The sequence below is a fragment of the Methanobrevibacter arboriphilus JCM 13429 = DSM 1125 genome (assembly GCF_002072215.1).
Taxonomy (GTDB): Archaea; Methanobacteriota; Methanobacteria; order Methanobacteriales; family Methanobacteriaceae; genus Methanobinarius; species Methanobinarius arboriphilicus.
On record NZ_JXMW01000001.1, the window covers coordinates 218,708 to 236,599 of the forward strand.

General features: G+C 27.6%; 13 protein-coding genes, 3 tRNA genes and 1 other RNA gene. 7 read left to right on the top strand and 10 right to left on the bottom strand.

Going from position 1 to position 17,892, the window contains the following annotated elements; all coding sequences use genetic code 11:
* Nucleotides 1-23: 23 nt before the first annotated feature.
* A complete protein-coding gene (locus MBBAR_RS01005; RefSeq protein WP_080459529.1) occupies nucleotides 24-1,673 on the bottom strand; it encodes an ABC1 kinase family protein in 1,650 nt (549 codons plus the stop codon).
* Nucleotides 1,674-2,154: 481 nt separating this feature from the next.
* Between MBBAR_RS01005 and MBBAR_RS01010 the strand changes: the two genes are divergently transcribed.
* Nucleotides 2,155-6,144 carry a right-handed parallel beta-helix repeat-containing protein gene (locus MBBAR_RS01010; RefSeq protein ID WP_080459419.1) on the top strand — a complete coding sequence of 1,330 codons (3,990 nt, stop codon included), beginning with the start codon at nucleotides 2,155-2,157 and terminating at the stop codon, nucleotides 6,142-6,144.
* 550 nt (nucleotides 6,145-6,694) lie between these two features.
* On the opposite strand, the gene rnpB is transcribed toward MBBAR_RS01010, so the two are convergent.
* The 4 genes from rnpB to MBBAR_RS01030 form a co-directional block, all read right to left on the bottom strand.
* Nucleotides 6,695-6,981: RNase P RNA component (gene rnpB / locus MBBAR_RS01015), an RNA gene on the bottom strand.
* Between the two features lie 177 nt (nucleotides 6,982-7,158).
* Nucleotides 7,159-7,233, bottom strand: a tRNA-Met gene (locus MBBAR_RS01020).
* 241 nt (nucleotides 7,234-7,474) lie between these two features.
* Complete coding sequence (locus tag MBBAR_RS01025) at nucleotides 7,475-7,966, bottom strand: hypothetical protein (RefSeq protein ID WP_080459420.1); 492 nt, start codon at nucleotides 7,964-7,966, stop codon at nucleotides 7,475-7,477.
* A gap of 12 nt (nucleotides 7,967-7,978) precedes the next feature.
* On the bottom strand, nucleotides 7,979-8,410 hold the full coding sequence (locus tag MBBAR_RS01030; RefSeq protein ID WP_080459421.1) for a hypothetical protein: 432 nt from the start codon (nucleotides 8,408-8,410) through the stop codon (nucleotides 7,979-7,981).
* A 374-nt stretch (nucleotides 8,411-8,784) separates the two neighbouring features.
* On the opposite strand from MBBAR_RS01030, the gene map reads away from it, so the two are divergent.
* Entirely contained in the window at nucleotides 8,785-9,705 is a 921-nt protein-coding gene (gene map / locus MBBAR_RS01035) for a type II methionyl aminopeptidase (RefSeq protein ID WP_080459422.1), read from the top strand.
* A gap of 618 nt (nucleotides 9,706-10,323) precedes the next feature.
* On the opposite strand, the gene frhB is transcribed toward map, so the two are convergent.
* The 4 genes from frhB to frhA form a co-directional block, all read right to left on the bottom strand.
* A complete protein-coding gene (frhB, locus tag MBBAR_RS01040; RefSeq protein WP_080459423.1) occupies nucleotides 10,324-11,169 on the bottom strand; it encodes a coenzyme F420 hydrogenase subunit beta in 846 nt (281 codons plus the stop codon).
* A gap of 12 nt (nucleotides 11,170-11,181) precedes the next feature.
* The gene (gene frhG, locus MBBAR_RS01045) at nucleotides 11,182-12,033 is read right to left on the bottom strand and encodes a coenzyme F420 hydrogenase subunit gamma (RefSeq protein ID WP_080459424.1); all 852 of its coding nucleotides are present in this window, start codon (nucleotides 12,031-12,033) and stop codon (nucleotides 11,182-11,184) included.
* 3 nt (nucleotides 12,034-12,036) lie between these two features.
* Nucleotides 12,037-12,507 (bottom strand): coenzyme F420-reducing hydrogenase, FrhD protein, encoded by a 471-nt coding sequence (gene frhD / locus MBBAR_RS01050; protein ID WP_080459425.1) that lies wholly within the window; start codon nucleotides 12,505-12,507, stop codon nucleotides 12,037-12,039.
* 81 nt (nucleotides 12,508-12,588) lie between these two features.
* Nucleotides 12,589-13,806, bottom strand: a complete 1,218-nt coding sequence (gene frhA / locus MBBAR_RS01055; protein WP_054835494.1) for a coenzyme F420 hydrogenase subunit alpha — start codon at nucleotides 13,804-13,806, stop codon at nucleotides 12,589-12,591.
* 854 nt (nucleotides 13,807-14,660) lie between these two features.
* On the opposite strand from frhA, the gene MBBAR_RS01060 reads away from it, so the two are divergent.
* The 5 genes from MBBAR_RS01060 to MBBAR_RS01080 all read left to right on the top strand — a co-directional run bounded on the left by MBBAR_RS01060 (nucleotide 14,661) and on the right by MBBAR_RS01080 (nucleotide 16,678).
* On the top strand, nucleotides 14,661-15,134 hold the full coding sequence (locus MBBAR_RS01060; RefSeq protein ID WP_080459426.1) for a hypothetical protein: 474 nt from the start codon (nucleotides 14,661-14,663) through the stop codon (nucleotides 15,132-15,134).
* A 35-nt stretch (nucleotides 15,135-15,169) separates the two neighbouring features.
* Nucleotides 15,170-15,370: a hypothetical protein gene (locus tag MBBAR_RS01065; RefSeq protein ID WP_080459427.1), complete on the top strand. Its 201-nt coding sequence runs from the start codon at nucleotides 15,170-15,172 to the stop codon at nucleotides 15,368-15,370.
* A gap of 28 nt (nucleotides 15,371-15,398) precedes the next feature.
* Nucleotides 15,399-16,112 (top strand): proteasome assembly chaperone family protein, encoded by a 714-nt coding sequence (locus MBBAR_RS01070; RefSeq protein WP_080459428.1) that lies wholly within the window; start codon nucleotides 15,399-15,401, stop codon nucleotides 16,110-16,112.
* Nucleotides 16,113-16,475: 363 nt separating this feature from the next.
* Nucleotides 16,476-16,550 (top strand) — tRNA-Arg (locus tag MBBAR_RS01075).
* Nucleotides 16,551-16,603: 53 nt separating this feature from the next.
* Nucleotides 16,604-16,678, top strand: a tRNA-Arg gene (locus tag MBBAR_RS01080).
* Between the two features lie 374 nt (nucleotides 16,679-17,052).
* Here MBBAR_RS01080 and MBBAR_RS01085 read toward each other — a convergent pair.
* Nucleotides 17,053-17,874: a hypothetical protein gene (locus MBBAR_RS01085; protein WP_080459429.1), complete on the bottom strand. Its 822-nt coding sequence runs from the start codon at nucleotides 17,872-17,874 to the stop codon at nucleotides 17,053-17,055.
* Nucleotides 17,875-17,892: the final 18 nt, after the last annotated feature.

Sequence of the window (17,892 nt, forward strand, 5' to 3'; positions counted from 1 at the left end):
CTTCCCTTATTTTAATCTTAATTTTAATAATTTTTTCCTCTTAATGTATATATAATTAGCCATAACCCCAATATAGCACTGAAAATAAATCCTATAATTCCTAAAAACGGCAAACCTAATATCATAAAGCCTTTATCAGATAATATAACTAGTGAAGATCCAATAAGCAATGCTGATAAAATCATTGAAATTGAAATTCTATTAGTCATTTTTTCTAAATTTTTATGCTCTAGCTCAATAAGTAGCTTGCCTTCTTCTAACTTATAAAGTGTTTTAGATATATTTAGTGGGAGTGTCTTTAATATATGCTCAATTTCAAAAATATTATCTTTAATAAATTTAACTAATCTAAATGGGCTTAATCTTCTAACTGTTATTTTACGAACATATGGTTCAAGTGTTGATATTGTATCAAAATTTGGATCTAACTCTATACCTGTTTCTTCTAACATTGAAAGGCCCTTAGAGATTAAAACAAATTCTCTTGGCATAGTAACTTCATAATCCCTCATAATAGATATTAAATCCATCATTCCTCCATGAACTCCCTTTAACTCTACTCCATAATATTTATTCATTAAATCCATTAAATCATAGCTTAAATCCTTTTTATTTACACGATTGTTTAATATTCCCATATAAGATAACTGATTAATCATTCCTTTAACATTCTTTTCAATAAAATATACGAATAATTCAGTTAAATTTTCACGAAACTCGTTATCAAGAAATCCCATCATTCCAAAATCGATGTAACAAATAATATTACCTTTTAAAATATAAACATTAGACGGATGTGGATCTGCATGGAAAAACCCATGATCTACAATCTGTTTGAAGTAAGATTTCATTCCTCTTTGAGCTATTAATTTTTTATCATAAACTCCTTCTGACAATATAACATCAGAAACTTTTTCCCCATTAACATATTCCATAGTAAGTACCCGTTTAGTTGAAAATTCAGAATATGCTTTTGGAACATGAACTGTTTCATCATCATCAAATATCTTTTTAAAATGCTCCATATTATTTAATTCTTGATTATAATCAATTTCTTTTAAAATTGACCTTTCAAATTCCTTAATTATAGTGGGAAAATTATAAGGCTTAGCTTTTGGAATATATTGGTCAATTCTTTTAGCTAGAAATTTCATTATAGCTAAATCACTTTTTATTACATTTTCAATATCTGGTTTTTGAATTTTAACTGCAACATAAGGACCATTTTTCAACTTAGCTACATGAACTTGACCAATAGATGCAGCAGACAAAGGAGTTTCATAAAATATGTCAAATATATCATCTATAGGACTATCTAATTCTTCTTCAACAATTTTTCTTATTTCTAAAAATTCTACAGTCGGATTATCAGATTGCATTTTAGAAAACTCAGATGCAATCAATTCTCCAACCAAATCAGGCCGAGTACTTATCATTTGTCCTAATTTGATATATGCAGGACCTAATTCCTGTAATGTTTTTCTTAATCTGACAGGCAATGATTCATCAAGTTCCTCTAATGATTCATATTTATTAGAATGCCCAAAAAATGGAATTTTGTGTTTTAAACCTATTCTCTCAATTACAAAACCAAACTCATATTTGCTGAAAACTTTCAGAATCTCATTTAATCTTCTTAGATTTGTATTGTTTCTCCTTTTAATTATGTTCATAATTAAATAATAGATTTTAATACTATAAATAATTATATCAAAAATCATTAAATCATGAAAAAATTAAATAAAAAATAATGAATAATAATGAAGAAATGAAAAATATATATAAATTAAATATAAATTAAATAATGATTATATAAAAATTAAATAATAATTAATATAAATATATAAAAAATATATATTAATTTATAGAATAGAAGTAATATTTATATCAATGTGAATATTCCATATAGATATGAATAAATTATATATAACTATGAATAAAATATAAAAACAGTACAATTAAATAATGGTATAGTTAATTATATATGTTGTCTAGTCTATAGTATTACTAGTTAATCAATCATGCTTTTAATTTAACAGTAAAATGAAATTTTTAAATATACAAAATATTCTTAATACTATTTTTTCTTTTTAATTTTTCTTTTTAATTATTGATTAGCTAATTTTAAAAATATTAAATAAGGGGGCGCAATTATTGAAAATTAATAAGGTAATAATAAGTTTTTTACTTATAATAAGTTTATTTTCAGGTGTTGTTATAGCATCAGAAGTTTCAGCAGCTGAAAATAATATTTATGTTTCTCTTGGTGGAAGTGATTCATCAGGGAATGGATCAAGTGATAATCCCTACAATTCAATAGGTAAGGCCATCAATCAATCAACAGATTCCGATAAGAACATTATTAATTTAGATGAAGGAATCTATCAAGGCGATAATAACACGAAAATTGAAATTAGTAAGTTTCATGAAAATCAAGGAGGAAGTATCACTATTATAGGTAAGGGAGTTGACAAAACTTACATTGATGGAAGTTCAATTTCATACCTATTTAACATAAGTTCAAACTCTATTGTTTATTTACACAATTTAACAATTTTAAATTGTACAAACATAAATGGAGGAGCAATAGTTAATTATGGTACTTTAACAATAACAAATTGTAACTTTGAAAATAATAATGCAACACAAAGAGGAGGAGCAATCTGGAACAATGGGACATTAGTTATTAATAATTCAAGATTTAAAAATAACCAAGTAACTACAATCCAAGGAGCAACAAATAAAGATTATGGAGGAGGAGCAATACTTTCCCATGGTGCTTTAGAAGTTTATGACTCAATTTTTGACAACAATATTGCTGCAAATAATAATATAGAGCCAGGAGGCGACGGAGGAGCAGGAGGAGCAATCCTCATACTCGACAACATAAACAACGTACTAATATATAATTCCACATTCACAAGAAACAACGCACGCCACGGCGGAGCAGTAATGTTCTTTGACAATGAAAAAAGAAACCAAGGAACTAAAACTATAGATAACTGTACATTCGAAGAAAATACAGCACTATATGCAGCATTAGCAATATATTCACAAGTAACAGTATCCAATAGTATATTCAATAACAATACAGCAACAGGAACAGGGTCAGGGAACAGAACACCTGGAGGAGCAGCAATAAATATACTTTACGGAGAATACGGAGCAAACGCAACAATCATAAACTGTAACTTTACAAATAATAAAGCAACCAACCTAGAATTAGGTTCAGAAGCAGGAGCAATAGGAATATATAACAATGCAACAGCACTCATAAAAGATTGTAACTTCATAAACAACACAGCAACACAAGGAGGAGCAATATACAACTCCAAATCAAACACTAAAATAGAAAACTGTAATTTCACAGACAATACAGCAACACAAGGAGGAGCAATCTGGAACAACAACATACTATCCATTAATACTTGTAACTTTGAAAATAATAATGCAACACAACGAGGAGGAGCAATCTGGAACAATGGAACAACAACCATAACAGGTACTACCTTCAAAAACAACCAAGTAACTACAATCCAAGGAGCAACAGGTCAAAGCTATGGAGGAGGAGCAATACTTTCCCATGGTGAATTAAGTGTTTATGATTCTATTTTCGATAGTAATATTGCTGCAAGCAAAAATGAAGAACCTGGAGGAGATGGAGGCTCAGGAGGAGCAATCCTCATACTCAACAACATAAACAACGTACTAATATATAATTCCACATTCACAAGAAACAACGCACGCCACGGCGGAGCAGTAATGTTCTTTGACAGCGAAAAAAGAAACCAAGGAGATAAAATTATAGATAGATGTACTTTTGATGATAATAGTGCATTATACAGTACTGTTCTTATCTACTCAAGAGTCACTGTATCCAATAGTACTTTTAATAATAATACTGCATTAGGTCTAGGTTCAGGGAATACTGCACCTGGAGCAGCTGCAATAAATGTACTTTACGGAGAATACGGAGCAAACGCAACAATTATAAACTGTAATTTCACAAACAACAAAGTAGTCGATGAAGGAAAAGGATCTGAAGCAGGAGCAATAGGAATATATAATAATGCAACAGCTTACATAGAAAATTGTAACTTCATAAACAACACAGCAAAAACTGGAGGAGCTATTTATGTTAATAATGGTATTTTATCTATCATTAGCTCTAAATTCATAAATAATACTGCAACATTTGTGACAGGTAGTACAAGAAATTATGGTGGTGCAATAAATATTAATACAGTTGGAATTGTAAGTATTAAAGACTCTAGCTTTATTAATAACAATGCAACTGACGGTGGTGCTATCTATAATGATGGAAAGTTAAACATTATTAACTCCAATTTCACAAACAATACTGCAAAAAATTATGGTGCTGGTATAAGTAATAAAGGTATTGTGGGTTCACCAGGTATTATAAATATTACTGGTTCTAAATTTATAGGCAATGTTGCAACTAACGGAAGTGCTATCTACAGTAGTGGAAATTGGAATAATATAACAATAAATAATTCTAGTTTTATTAGTAACAATGCAACTAAGGGAGGTACTATATATAATACATTGGGAACTATAAATATTAATGCATCTGAGTTTATTAGTAATAATGCATCTGAAGGTGGTGCTATATGCAATTATGGTGGTGAAAGCAGCGTTTTAAATATTGCTAATTCTAATTTTATTAGTAATAATGCAACTCAGGGCGGCGCTATATATAATGCCGCACCTTCTGCTTATACTAGTAGATGTATTGTTAATATTAATGATTCTAATTTCGAAAATAATAGTGTATTAGAAAGAGGAGGAGCAATATGGAACAATGGATTGTTAAAACTTAAAAATAATACAATGACTAATTGTTTTGCTTCTACTGATGGACATTATATATACAATAATGGATCAATTGATACTGTAAAATTAACTTTACTAAAGAATGAGACTATTAAAATTATAAAAGGAAATATAAGTTTATATGTTTTAGTTACTGATGATAAAGGAAATAATATTTCTGGAGGTAATTTCACATTTTTATTAGGTGATGAAAGATTTAATGCAGTAGTAAGTGAAGGTTTAGCAAAATATGATTTAAGCATAAATAATTTAGGCAAATATATTCTGTCTGGTGAATATTATGCAAATTATACTAAAGGAAATTTAATTTCCCTATATACTTCAGAAATTTTAGTAGTTAAAAACACTAGTATAAATATAAATTCTGTTACTGGTAAAAGGGGAGTATTGTTTAATCTGATTGCTACTTTAAAAGATGAAGATGGTAATCCTATTTCTGATAAAGTTGTTAAATTTTATGTGAACAATGTATATGTTGGCAATAGCATTACTAATGTTAATGGAATAGCTAAATTTAGTTATATTTCATATTCATATGGTAAATTAATTGTAAAAACTGTGTTTGAGGGAGATAATAATCATATATCTTCTGAAAACAATAGAGGAATCAATGTAGCGAATGCTAAAGTTATATGGAAAGTTAACAATAAGATGAATAAAAGTACAATACAATCTATAATTAACAAAGCTGCCTCTAAAGACATTATACTTTTTGCAAAAGGAACTTATAAAGGATTAACACTATCAATATCTAAACCTTTAAATCTAAGAACTAATGGTACTGTTAATTTAAAAGGAATTAATAAAAAAGGAACAGCTATAAAAGTTAATACCAATGCTACTGGAACAAGTATCAGAGGATTTTCAATACAGAACTATCAAAACGGTATTTATAATAAAGCAAAGTCACTTAATATAAATAACAACAAGATTTATTCAAATGCAAAATATGGTATTTATAATATAGGCAAAGATACTTTAATAAGGGAAAACACATTAAAATCTAATATTAAAGGAATATACTCTAGTGTTAAATCAACAATAAAATATAATATCTTGAAAAATTGTAAGTATGGACTTATACTCTCTAAAACTGCTAAAAGTGTTACTGTATATATAAATACTGTATATAAAAATTCAAAAATTGGAATTTGTATTCTAGGAAGTAAAAATAATATCTTAAAAAATAAAATTTCATACCATAAGTACGGAATATATGTTAAAGGGATTAAAAATACTATTTCAAAGAATACATTCACCAAAAATACAATAAGGATAGTTAAAAGGTGAGATTATAGAATAATTAATAAAATTCTATTCAAAATATTCCAAAATTTTTAGAAATATTAGAAATATTAGAACTATTAGAAATATTAGAAATATTAGAACTATTAGAACTATTAGAACTATTAGAACTATTAGAACTATTAAAATCAAGTAAATAGCTAATATAGCTATTTGCTATCTTTTTTTAAATTATTTTTAATATTGTTTTTCTTTTTTTCTTTTTTATATATATAAACACTTATAAGTCATCTATTAGATTAGTATATGATACAAGATGTAGATGTATGTATATATTAAAGTATTAATTATAAAATCTATGAATACATTTATTATATTAAAAAACCCTATGAAAATTTACATAGTAAGTGCATAGCTTAATACAATTATGAAGGTTTATTATAATTATTTATGTAGAAAAAAAATAGAAGAAATATGAAATTGGCAAAAATAAATTGCCAAGAATAGTATAAATATTATAAATATATAAATATCTCATAAATTATGCTTAATATTGAATAAAGCAGTTAAAACATGAAAATAAGTATTATAGATAGCATGCTAAGAATAACCCACCTTCTGTTTCTACAGTATTCATCTACGCGGACTACCTTGCCTACCACAGAGGATCAAAAGCAAACTTGTCCTTGCACCCTATAGAATGGCCGTTTCACCGTTCCTTTTAATGTCAATCAAGATTAAACTATCATATTCATTCATTAAAAGACGTGTCGTTTCTGCTCCAGAGTCATACTTCTCAGCATATGTCTTTCAACATTATAGTTCTGTGTGATGGATGGAGTTTCCTTAGTTAAAAATAACCAGCAACTGTCTTTAGCTTGCTATCATGAAAAGATATATATTTTATTATTAATAAGTTTAATTAAAATTATTATATTTAACCTAAATAATATTATGAAATTTGCAAATTCTTGAAAAATTTGTGAAATTCCTAAAAATATTATTATATTTATTAGATAGTAAAAAAAGAAGATAGTAAAAAAAGACAAGAATTTAGAATAGCAGGGCCTAGATTTGAACTAGGGCTCTCGGGGTTATGAGCCCCGCGGGATCACCAGACTACCCCACCCTGCTAAATGAATGAAAATTTATTTAAACAAATAGTTTACAAAAAACAAATTATTTTTAGAAGAAAATCTAAACTAATAAATTTGAATTTTTAAAAAATACTTTTAAAAGTCTTGAGATCTACTTAAAAATAGTCATCATCAAACTATATGTTTTTATAGTATATAAAGCTTTTTATAAAAATAAATAAAAAAATAGAAGTAAAAAATATAAAAAATAAGATATAAAAAATTATTTTTTGTATTATTTACTCTTCTTCAAGTTTACTTAACCTTTCATTGATAGAATCTAATCTTTCATTAGTATATTCCCTATATTCATTAAATCTTTTAGTTAATTCATCAACATTTCTAGAAACTGATTCATATCTTTTTTCAAGAGCCTCAGTATCTTCTTTAGTAGCTAAAGACCAATCTTTAATTAATTCATCACTTTTTTCATCTAAAAATGAATCTATTTTCTTTGAAAATGAATCAGTACTAAAATTAGGCATATCAATGTCTTTAAATTTAACTTTTAATTTTTCTCCCATAGAAGTATTTGAATCTGAATTTGCATTTTGAGTCATGTTTAAACCTCCAGTTGGAACTTGTTCTTCCTCATTATTCTGTTGGACATTGGAAGGAATATATTCTCTAACTTTACTCATAGCTTCTGTATTATTTTGTAAATAATAATATAATAAAACTATTATTGCACCTGCAAGTATTAAAACAGCTAAAGCTTCTAAAGCATCCATAATAACACCCCATTAGAGTTTACCTTTTTTAAGGAGTTGTTTTTCCTTAATTTCAATTTCTTTAAGCATCTTTTCAAGCTTTTTTTGCTCTGTTTGAGCTTCTAATCTAGCTAACCTTTCATTAATTTCACTGTGCAAATATCCAACATCGCCCATTATATCAGATGTAGATTTACGAATAGTAGAAAGATTCTCTTGTTGTTCTTTAGGTAACTGAATTGGATTCTCCATTAAACGCTTTGATTCCAAATCTTTCTCGACCATGCTTATTTTTTTAAGCTCAATCTCGGTTTCCATTATTCGAACATTATTTTGAGATTCTCTAACTCGTCTCCACTGCATAACTATTATTATAATAGCTATTAAAGCAATGATGGCAATAACAACAATGAATATCTGATTAACTGATATTGTATTTACACCAGATAATACCAAATTTGCCATAATTTTACCTCATTTTAAAATTTTAATTTAAAAATTTTAATATATATTATATATCTATATGAAAGACTATTATTACTAATATTTGTTAATAAAACTATATAAAAATTTTGTAAGAATTTTAGAATAAATAATTAAATATACTTCAGATTAGCAAAATATAATTACTACATTTAGTAAAATTATAATTATATTTCATATCATAATACATTATATTATAATAAATTATATTTAGTACCTTATTAAGTACCTTATATTTCCTATTGTAATATAATTTAATATTGTTACAATTTAGTTCTATTAAAAATTAGTTTAAATAGTAATAGAACATTCAAAATCAATAAGTTTATTAGTATATAAAAAAATAAGATGAAAACATGATAGAATCATATGAAAAAGCTGGAAAAATCGTTTCACAAGTCAGAAAAGATGCAATTAAGATTATAAAAGATGAGTTACTAATATTAGACTTAGTAGAATTTGTAGAAAATGAAATTGAAAAAGCAGGAGCAGGAATAGCATTCCCCTGTAATGTTTCTGTAAATGAAATGACCGCTCATTATACCGCCCCATTTAATGATAAGACAAAAATAACTACTGGAGATTTAGTAAAATTAGATTTAGGAGCACATATTGATGGTTATATAGCTGATTCTGCAATAACAGTAATGGTTCCTGGAAAAGGTTTAGAAGAAAAATATGATGATGATATTATAAATAAAAATAAAGAAATGATTGAAAGTTCAGATGCTGGGCTTGAAGCAGCTATTAATACAGTGAAACCAGGTGTTGAAATTGGTAAGATAGGCAAAGCTGTTCAAGAAGCTATAAATAGTTATGGATTTAATCCAATATCTAATTTAACAGGACATAGTTTAGAACAATGGAATTTACATTCTGGTTTATCAATTCCTAGTGTTGATGATAAAAGCACAACAAAATTAAAAGAAGGAGATGTAATAGCTATAGAACCATTTGCAACAGATGGGGTTGGTTGGGTAACCGATACTCCCAATACATATATATTTAGATTTTTAAAGGATAAACCTTTCAGGATGGCACATACTACAAAAGTTCTAAGTGAAATAAAAACAAACTATAATACACTGCCATTTTCTATTAGATGGTTAACAAAAAAATTCAATCCAAATCGATTAAATAGTTCCATGAGGCAACTTTCACAAGCAATGGCAATATATCCATATCCTGCACTAAAAGAAAAAACTAATTGTTGGGTTTCTCAAAGTGAACATACTGTTATTGTTGAAGGAGACAGTTGTACTATAACAACCAAATAATCAGTATATGTAAATTTGAATAAGAATTCAGCTAATATCTTTTTTATATTTTTAATAATCTTTATATTTTTAAGATAGGCATTATATTTTTAAGATATATAAAGTTTTTAAGATATATAAAATTAATAACATTTTTAATCTAATAATTAAAAAATCAAAGATTTCTTAATTTTATAAAAATAGAAAATTTTTATAATTGTTAAAATTATTTAAATAATAATATTTAGATCAATAATGCTTTTATTTTTAATAATAAGACTATTTTTAATATTAAAATTATTAAAAGTATTAGAAGTATTATAATTATTATAATTATTATTATATTATTTTTATTGTATTATTAATCAATGGTAATTATAATAATTTTGTTAATAACAATTTTGTCAAAAATATTATGATATGTAATAATATTATAATATATAAAAGTATTAATGATATTTAAAAATAGTATAATATGCAAAAATAGTATGATATACAAATAATATTATATATAACAGTATTATGATATAATGAAACTGTATGATATTTAAAAATAGTATTATTTAATATTATTTATTATATATTAAAAGGATTATATATTGAAAAATTTAAAAATAAAAATAAAAAATGAAAATAGAATTAGAATGGAACAGGGAGTCCCAATTCTCTTCTACTATCACTTTCTTTCTTAGCATTGTCTTTTTTACCTTGTGCTAGTTTTTCAAGTAATGGTAAACCTGGTTTTACATCATCCATGGATTTAGTTTCGATAATACCAACTTCAACAGCCTGATCGAAAATGGATATACCAGCTTCAGTTCTTTTAAGAACAGTAGACCAACCATCTGGAGAACCAACAGAACCTGTAGATACATCTGCTAACTCAGCAGTATAATCAGGACATATATTACATCCTGCTTGTTCATATCCATGAGTTTCTTTTAATGGAAGACCAATATCTTCTCCTAAAGCATTAATCCAGAATTTACCTTTTCCAATATCCATTTTTTCAGTTACTTCAGGTGAAGATTTCATCTTTTCACTGATGAAAGTTTCAAGTGAAGCAAATGGGAAATTTTCCATACAGAAAATACCAACAATTAAAGATAATTTATCAGCTAAGAATCTTGTTCCAAATGGATAAGATTGTGTTTTTCTAATACCTTGTAATTGACATGGAATTGCAACAGTACCGACTTTTTCAAGCCCATATTGTCTAACAGCTTTTTTCAATGCCCATACATTAGGGGAAAAAGTGTATTTTGTTCCTGCTGCAGAAAGAATTTCATCAGAAGTCATAGCAACTAATGGTTCTGGTTTCCATAATTCTTCACTAGGTCCTGCTACTACAGCTCCTTCAATAATACCTTCATCTAATGCATAAGATAATAATGCAGTTACTATTCCACCATCTTGTGAGACTTTTTGGATTTGTTTATCAGTAGCTCTTGCAGATACAGCTTCTTTATAAGTACCTAATACCATTTTTAAACCCTCCTATAGTCCTAAATCCTTATTGATCTGTTCTGCAGGGAACCAGCTTCTTGGACAGTGAGTGTAGCATATACCACATTTAATACATCTGTCTATATTGACTTCTGGTCTACCTTCTCTCATATCAATAGCTCTTGTTTGACAAGCCATTGCACAAGTTCCACATCCAGTACAAAGGGACTTATTAACAATATTTTTTTGTAAGTCACAACCACAGTTATATGTACAACCTGCAATATCTAACATAGGTTGTAAATAATCCATGTCTCCATTAATAAGCGCAACTACAGTTTTAGCTACAATCTCTGGAGAAACAGGACAACCTGGAATTGCACAATCAACTTGTACTATATCTCCAATTGGTAAAAATGCTTCATGTTTTGGCTGTGCTTGTTGTCCACCACGAGAGAATCGTGTGAAACATCCGTTCATAGCACAAGACCCAAAAGCACATACTAATTTAGATTTTTCTCTTAATTTTTTAAGTTCATGCATACTATGTTCATCTTGTAAACAGACAGATCCTTCTACTAATGCTAAGTCCATTTCTGGCATGTCATCAATCATTTGTGGGTTATTTTGGTTATTACCATCTTCATACCACACATCTACTAAGGTTTGTCCATATACAATATCTACCATATCAGTAAGTAGGTCGGCGAGTATGTCATAATTTTCTGTTAATGCCATACCATCACCAGAACACCCACTTAAGTGAATATATCCTATTCTTGGTTTATCAGCCACTTTTTCAACCTCCTGTTGTGAAGATTCATCATCTTTTGGCTTAATTGGGTTAGCTTGTTTTTCTGGCTTACCTCCAAGTCCTAAAAATCTTTTAATTCTTGCAAGCATTTGCTAAACCCCTATTTCTTTTAAAATCATCTCAATGGCTTCAGGGATTGCATTTTTAACAGGCTCTGATAAGCCCATTTCCACATTTGGTGCAGAAATTTCCTTAGGTTTACACCCTACAATAACTACTTCAATGTCTTTAGCTAAGTCATGAAGAGGTTCTTCAACTGGCCAAGAATGAACATTTTCATATGCTCCTCTTGGCATATCATAGGGACTAAAAATTTTTAGAGTTCCCGGTTCTGCATCGAACTCCACAACATCAACTACTATTAACTTTTTCCAACTTTCATGTGGCAAAGTAAATATAAAGTGTGTTGCACCAGTTCCTGCATCAATAAACATGGTGTCATTTGGCATTTCTTTATCTTTAAAATAGTCTTCTAAAGCATTAATAACTTCTGGACCGAAACCATCATCCTTAAAGAGTATGTTTCCGCATCCAACAACTAATATTTCTGCATCATATGGCATGTTTTTCCCTTCAATAATCCATTAATAATAATGATTGTATTGTAAAATTAAATAATTAACTTTACTAAAATCATATATTAATTAGATTTTTACCATTTCGTTTTTAACGACACTCTTGTCTTCATCATCAACTACCATTACATGAGTAGCACAGGATAAACAAGGGTCATAAGCTCGTATAACATGAGGTCCCCATTCATGATGGAACCCTTCAGTAGCAGGACCCATAGTTGGAATATTCCAAGTAGTAGGTACTAATGCACTATAGAATTGAGTTTTACCATCGGCAACTTGTGCCATGTGAACATCTAAACCTCTTGGTCCTTCAATTGCTCCAATACCAAGCTTATTTGTTCCTCTAGGATCAAAGTCAGCTAAAGTATTTGCTGAAGTATCTAATTCATCTAAGATAGCAATTGCTCTAGAAAGATGAGATTTCATTTCAACAGCTCTAGCAACATGCTGAGCTACAACTCCTCTTTCATTAAAGCCTCCAAACTTAACAGCTCTTGCTCTTGGACCAGTTTCTACGTTAACACCATCATATAAAGGAATGGTTGAACAAGCTCTTTTAGCTATTTCAGGGTCATCATACCAACTTTCAGGCATTATTTCAGTAAATCTATCTAAATCAAAGTATTCTCTTTTACCATAGATTTTATCACTTGCAAAAACAGGTTGATTATGTACACCTAATCCTGCTGGGAATTCTTTATCAGCAACTAAACCAGTGATTAACTCTACATGAGCATCAACAACAGGAACTAGTGCTTTTAATCTTGAATATAATTTTTTCCTAGCTAATTCAGTAATATTACTAGCCATACCACCAATTCTAATATCAGATGGGTGGATACCTTCACCAGCAACCATATCTACAACATATTGTGCATTTTTTCTTATTGTAGAAACACTGTTAACAGCATCAGCAAATAAGTTTTCTGGCACAACGTCGGTAGCTATTAAAAAGTGATGTATAGCATGACTGTTAACTGTGTGTGCAGCTAAGGTTAATTCTCTCAACAATTGACCGGCTTTTGGGACTTCAATATTTAATGAGTCATCCATTGCCTCTACGGAAGCTAAAGTATGAGGTATTGGGCAAACACCACAAATCCTCTGACACATAACTGGTGCAGTCTCAGGTGCTTTACCAGCTACGAGTTTCTCTAAGCCTCTAACAGGAGTGATACTAAAGTATCTTCCTTTGGTAACTATCCCTTCATCATCGACTTCCATGACAAGCTCAGCATGTCCTTCCTGACGAGATGTAGGAGATATAACTATTTTTTCGCTCAAATGTGTCACCTCTTTATTTATAAAAAATTAGAAACTAACAAATATATTTTACATAACTCTTTATTAATAAAGTTTCCATTTGAAAAAAAAGGAAACATTTATATATTATAAAGTGAAGTTTAGGCTTGGTTAAAAAACAGTTTTTTAATAAAAATTTTAAGCTAAGTATTAATCAAAGAATAAAAATCAAATAGTTAATTAAAAGAAAAAATAAGAAAAAATAACTAAAAAACAAGCAAATGAATGAAATTTAGGCAATACAAAAAAATTAATTAAAAATTAATTAATAATCAATAAAAACTATAAATTCAAATTAAAATATAAACTCAAATTAAAAGATTAATCAATATTGTTTTTATTCACGAAATTCATAATATAAATTATTAAAATTTAAACCAGATATAATTAAGAATTTTATGATTTTAAACTATACAATCTAATATATTATAATTTAAATTAGATATAATTAATAATATTATAATTTAAACTATATAATTGAAAATATTATTTATAATTAAAATATACAAGTTTATATTAAACAATAAGTTATCCATTAAATAATAATTATCTAAAAATTATCTAAAATAAAGTTAAAACTCTATAAAATAAACTTTAAACAATAAAACAATGATAAAAAAGAAATAAAACACTATTAAAAAAGAAAAAATAATTATTTAAGTAATAAAATAGAACAATAGAAAGATATATTAAGTAATTAGAATATATATTATCATGTATAATTATGTTAAGTTAGATTAAATAAGAATAAAAAAATAAAAAATAAACAAAAAAAAGAAGATCTTATTAAATAACTTGTAAAAAGCATAATAATACCAAACCTAAGAGGTAATTAAATGAAAAGTTCAAACATAATTATTTCAGTTATAATAGTTTTATGTATAGCTGCTGGAGTAACAGCTTATAGTGTAACCAATCCAGATAATAGCATATTTAGTCTTCCAGGTTATACTCCAGATAGTAGTTCTAGTGATGCTGGTTCTTCTGGAGTTGGAGATGTAAATGGAACAAATGATGATGATGATAATAATGGAGCTAGTAATAGTGGTAGCTCAAGTGGATCATCATCAAATAGTGGAGGATCTACAAATGGAAATTCTGGAAGCGGTGGCGATTCATCCCATGGAGGTATGAGTGCATCCCAAGCTAAACAAATAGCTCAAGGTGTAATTAAAGAACCAGGAGCATATGCAGGAGATGCACAATGGGATAGTTCTATGCAAATGTGGGTTGTTAAAGTCTATGATAAAAATGGTAATGTAGTAGACGGTATTGGTGTAGAACCAAACGGACACACAAATAGAGTATAACTAAAAATATTCATAATCATGAGAGGCGGAATTATATGATAAATGAAGAAGAAGCACAATTAATTGCTTCAAAATATATTGAAGAAAAAGAAGCAATAGCTGGAACACCAAGATTAAAAGAAACGGACAATAACTTATTAGTTTATATTGTTCCTATACTTATAAACGAAGTCATTGTTGGAGAAATCCATATAAATAGCGAAACTGGTGAAAATCTTGGTGGAGCTGGTTGCTAATTAAAATTTAAAAATAGGGTTGAATCAAATGATAGTGGAAACTAAAACTGATTGTTGTAAAATAGTTTCAGAAGATATAGAAGATGCAATTGTACTTGAAGGTTCCCCAAATGCAGGGCTTATTGGGAACATAATAGGGTGGTTATTAGTAGATAACCTAAAAATGAGAGAAATTGGTTATATTGAATCAAAACATTTTCCTCCATTGGCAGTATTATACAAAGGTATAGCATTACATCCTTTTAGAATATATGAAGGAGAAGGATTAGTACTATTTTTATCAGATTTTATAGTTCCACAAGAAGTTGTTTTTGATATGACAAATGTGATCGTTGACTGGATGGATAAAAATAACAGCAAAGAATTACTAACATTTAATAGTGCACTTGTTAGAGAAAAAATGAATCCTGCAGGTGCGGTTGCTAACTCAACAGAGGCATTAGACAAGCTAAAAGAAAAAGATCTTCCAATAATGCAAATGGGAAATATAAATGGAATTTCAGGAACTTTATTAACCCAATCTGCACAAAAAAATATCCCTGCTACATGTATACTTGCAGAAACTCTAACACAATATCCTGATCCACGAGCTGCTGCTGAAGCAGTTCAAGGACTTAATAAACTACTTGATATGGATATCGATTATGAGCCACTTCTAAAAGAAGCTCAAGATATTGAATCAAGACTTCAAAAACTAGCTGAAGAAGTTACAAAAAATCCTCAACCACCTATTTACATGTAGATAGCTATTTTTGCTATTTACCAATATTTTTTTATAATTTTTATGATAATATTAATTCTAATTTTAATGTTAAGTTTAAATATTAAAAAGTTCAAAATATATTTTTCAACTATTTCTGCAGAAAAAACTTAGCTCTAAAAATAAATATTAAAAAGAAATATATTTATATAAGAGTTATGTTTATATATTAAAAAGTACAATAATTTATTATTCTGTAAATCATAAGTATATCCAACAATGATATGATACCACAGAAAAAAAACTTTAATTAAAACCTATTTATTCAATAAATAAAATAAATAAGGTTAAAAAGAAGAAAAAAACTTCAGTAAATAAAAAAATAAAATATATATACATTAATATGGACCGGTGGCCCAGTCTGGATAAGGCGACGGACTTCTAATCCGTAGATCGAGGGTTCAAATCCCTCCCGGCCCGTTAACTACTTTTTATTTTTAAAAATACTAATTTTCGTATAATACATAATATAAGGGCTTGTGGCCTAGTTTGGATAAGGCGAACGACTCCTAATCGTTAGAGCGCGAGTTCAAATCTCGCCAAGTCCGTTCACTATAATTTAATAAGAAGAGATATAGATTAAACACTTAATAAAATACTAGTTTTTAGAATACTTCGATTATTTTTGTAGAAACTGTTAATTAAACTTCTAGATTTAAAGATAACTATTAGTTTAAAATGATGGAAATATAAGAATAATTTATTGAAAAAAAGAATATTAAAAAGTAGCTATCGGAAATTATAAATTACATTCCTAATTTTAAATAATAATATATAAAAAAAGTATATTAAAAATAAATATAATTAATGAGTTTAAAAAATAATCCTAATCTTAAGATCAAGGGTTCAAATCCCTCCAAGTCAGTTCACTAATTTTATCATTGAAAATATTGGTTAAATTATGGTTAACAATTATAAACATTTACTCAATCATTTTTATTCCAACTTCTTTTTCTATTTTTTTGTAAATGTTGTTTATATCCTCATTAACTTTTAGTTTATCATCATAAAAAACATCATTTAATAAACCATACAATTTTATGTCAATTTTCTCTAATTGTTCACCATTTTTAAATTTTTCAATAAAACTTGATAATATTTTTATAAAATCATCTTTATTAGTTCCTGAACGTTTCAATGTTTCATTTTCAATTTTCTCTAGGTAGTCAGTTATAATTTTTTTAATATCCTCTGGGATATAATAATAGCTAAATATATCCCTTCTAATTTCTTTTAAATACATATAAATATAGAGTTTATTAATGAATATTGATAGTTCTTCATTTTTTATAATATCCCCATCTGATGCAAATTTTAGTATAGCATTATGAATATTACCTCTAAAAAGATTATAGTTTAAAGACTTTTTTGAGTCTTGGTAGTTAGATAATTCTTTATATATACTTAATAACACTTTTTGTTTGTCATCATGTATTAATTGCTCTTTAAGATTTTCTTTTTGAACATTTAATTGTTTTTTTAAACGTGTATTAGCTTTATTCATTTGAATTTCTAATCTTTCATCTGCTTTGTCTAATTGCTTTTTTATATTATTACTATTTTTATATTGAGTAAATAATAAACTTAAAATAGCTACAGTTGAAGCACATATAGAAATGGCATTAGCAAAACTCATGTTATTAGCAACTAAAATTGTTCCTAGTAATAATATTAATATTAAACCGATAATTAACCAAATTATTCCTTTGTTCCAAAAACTTTTTTTTGTTTCATCACTTGACATAATAAATACTTTTTCTAT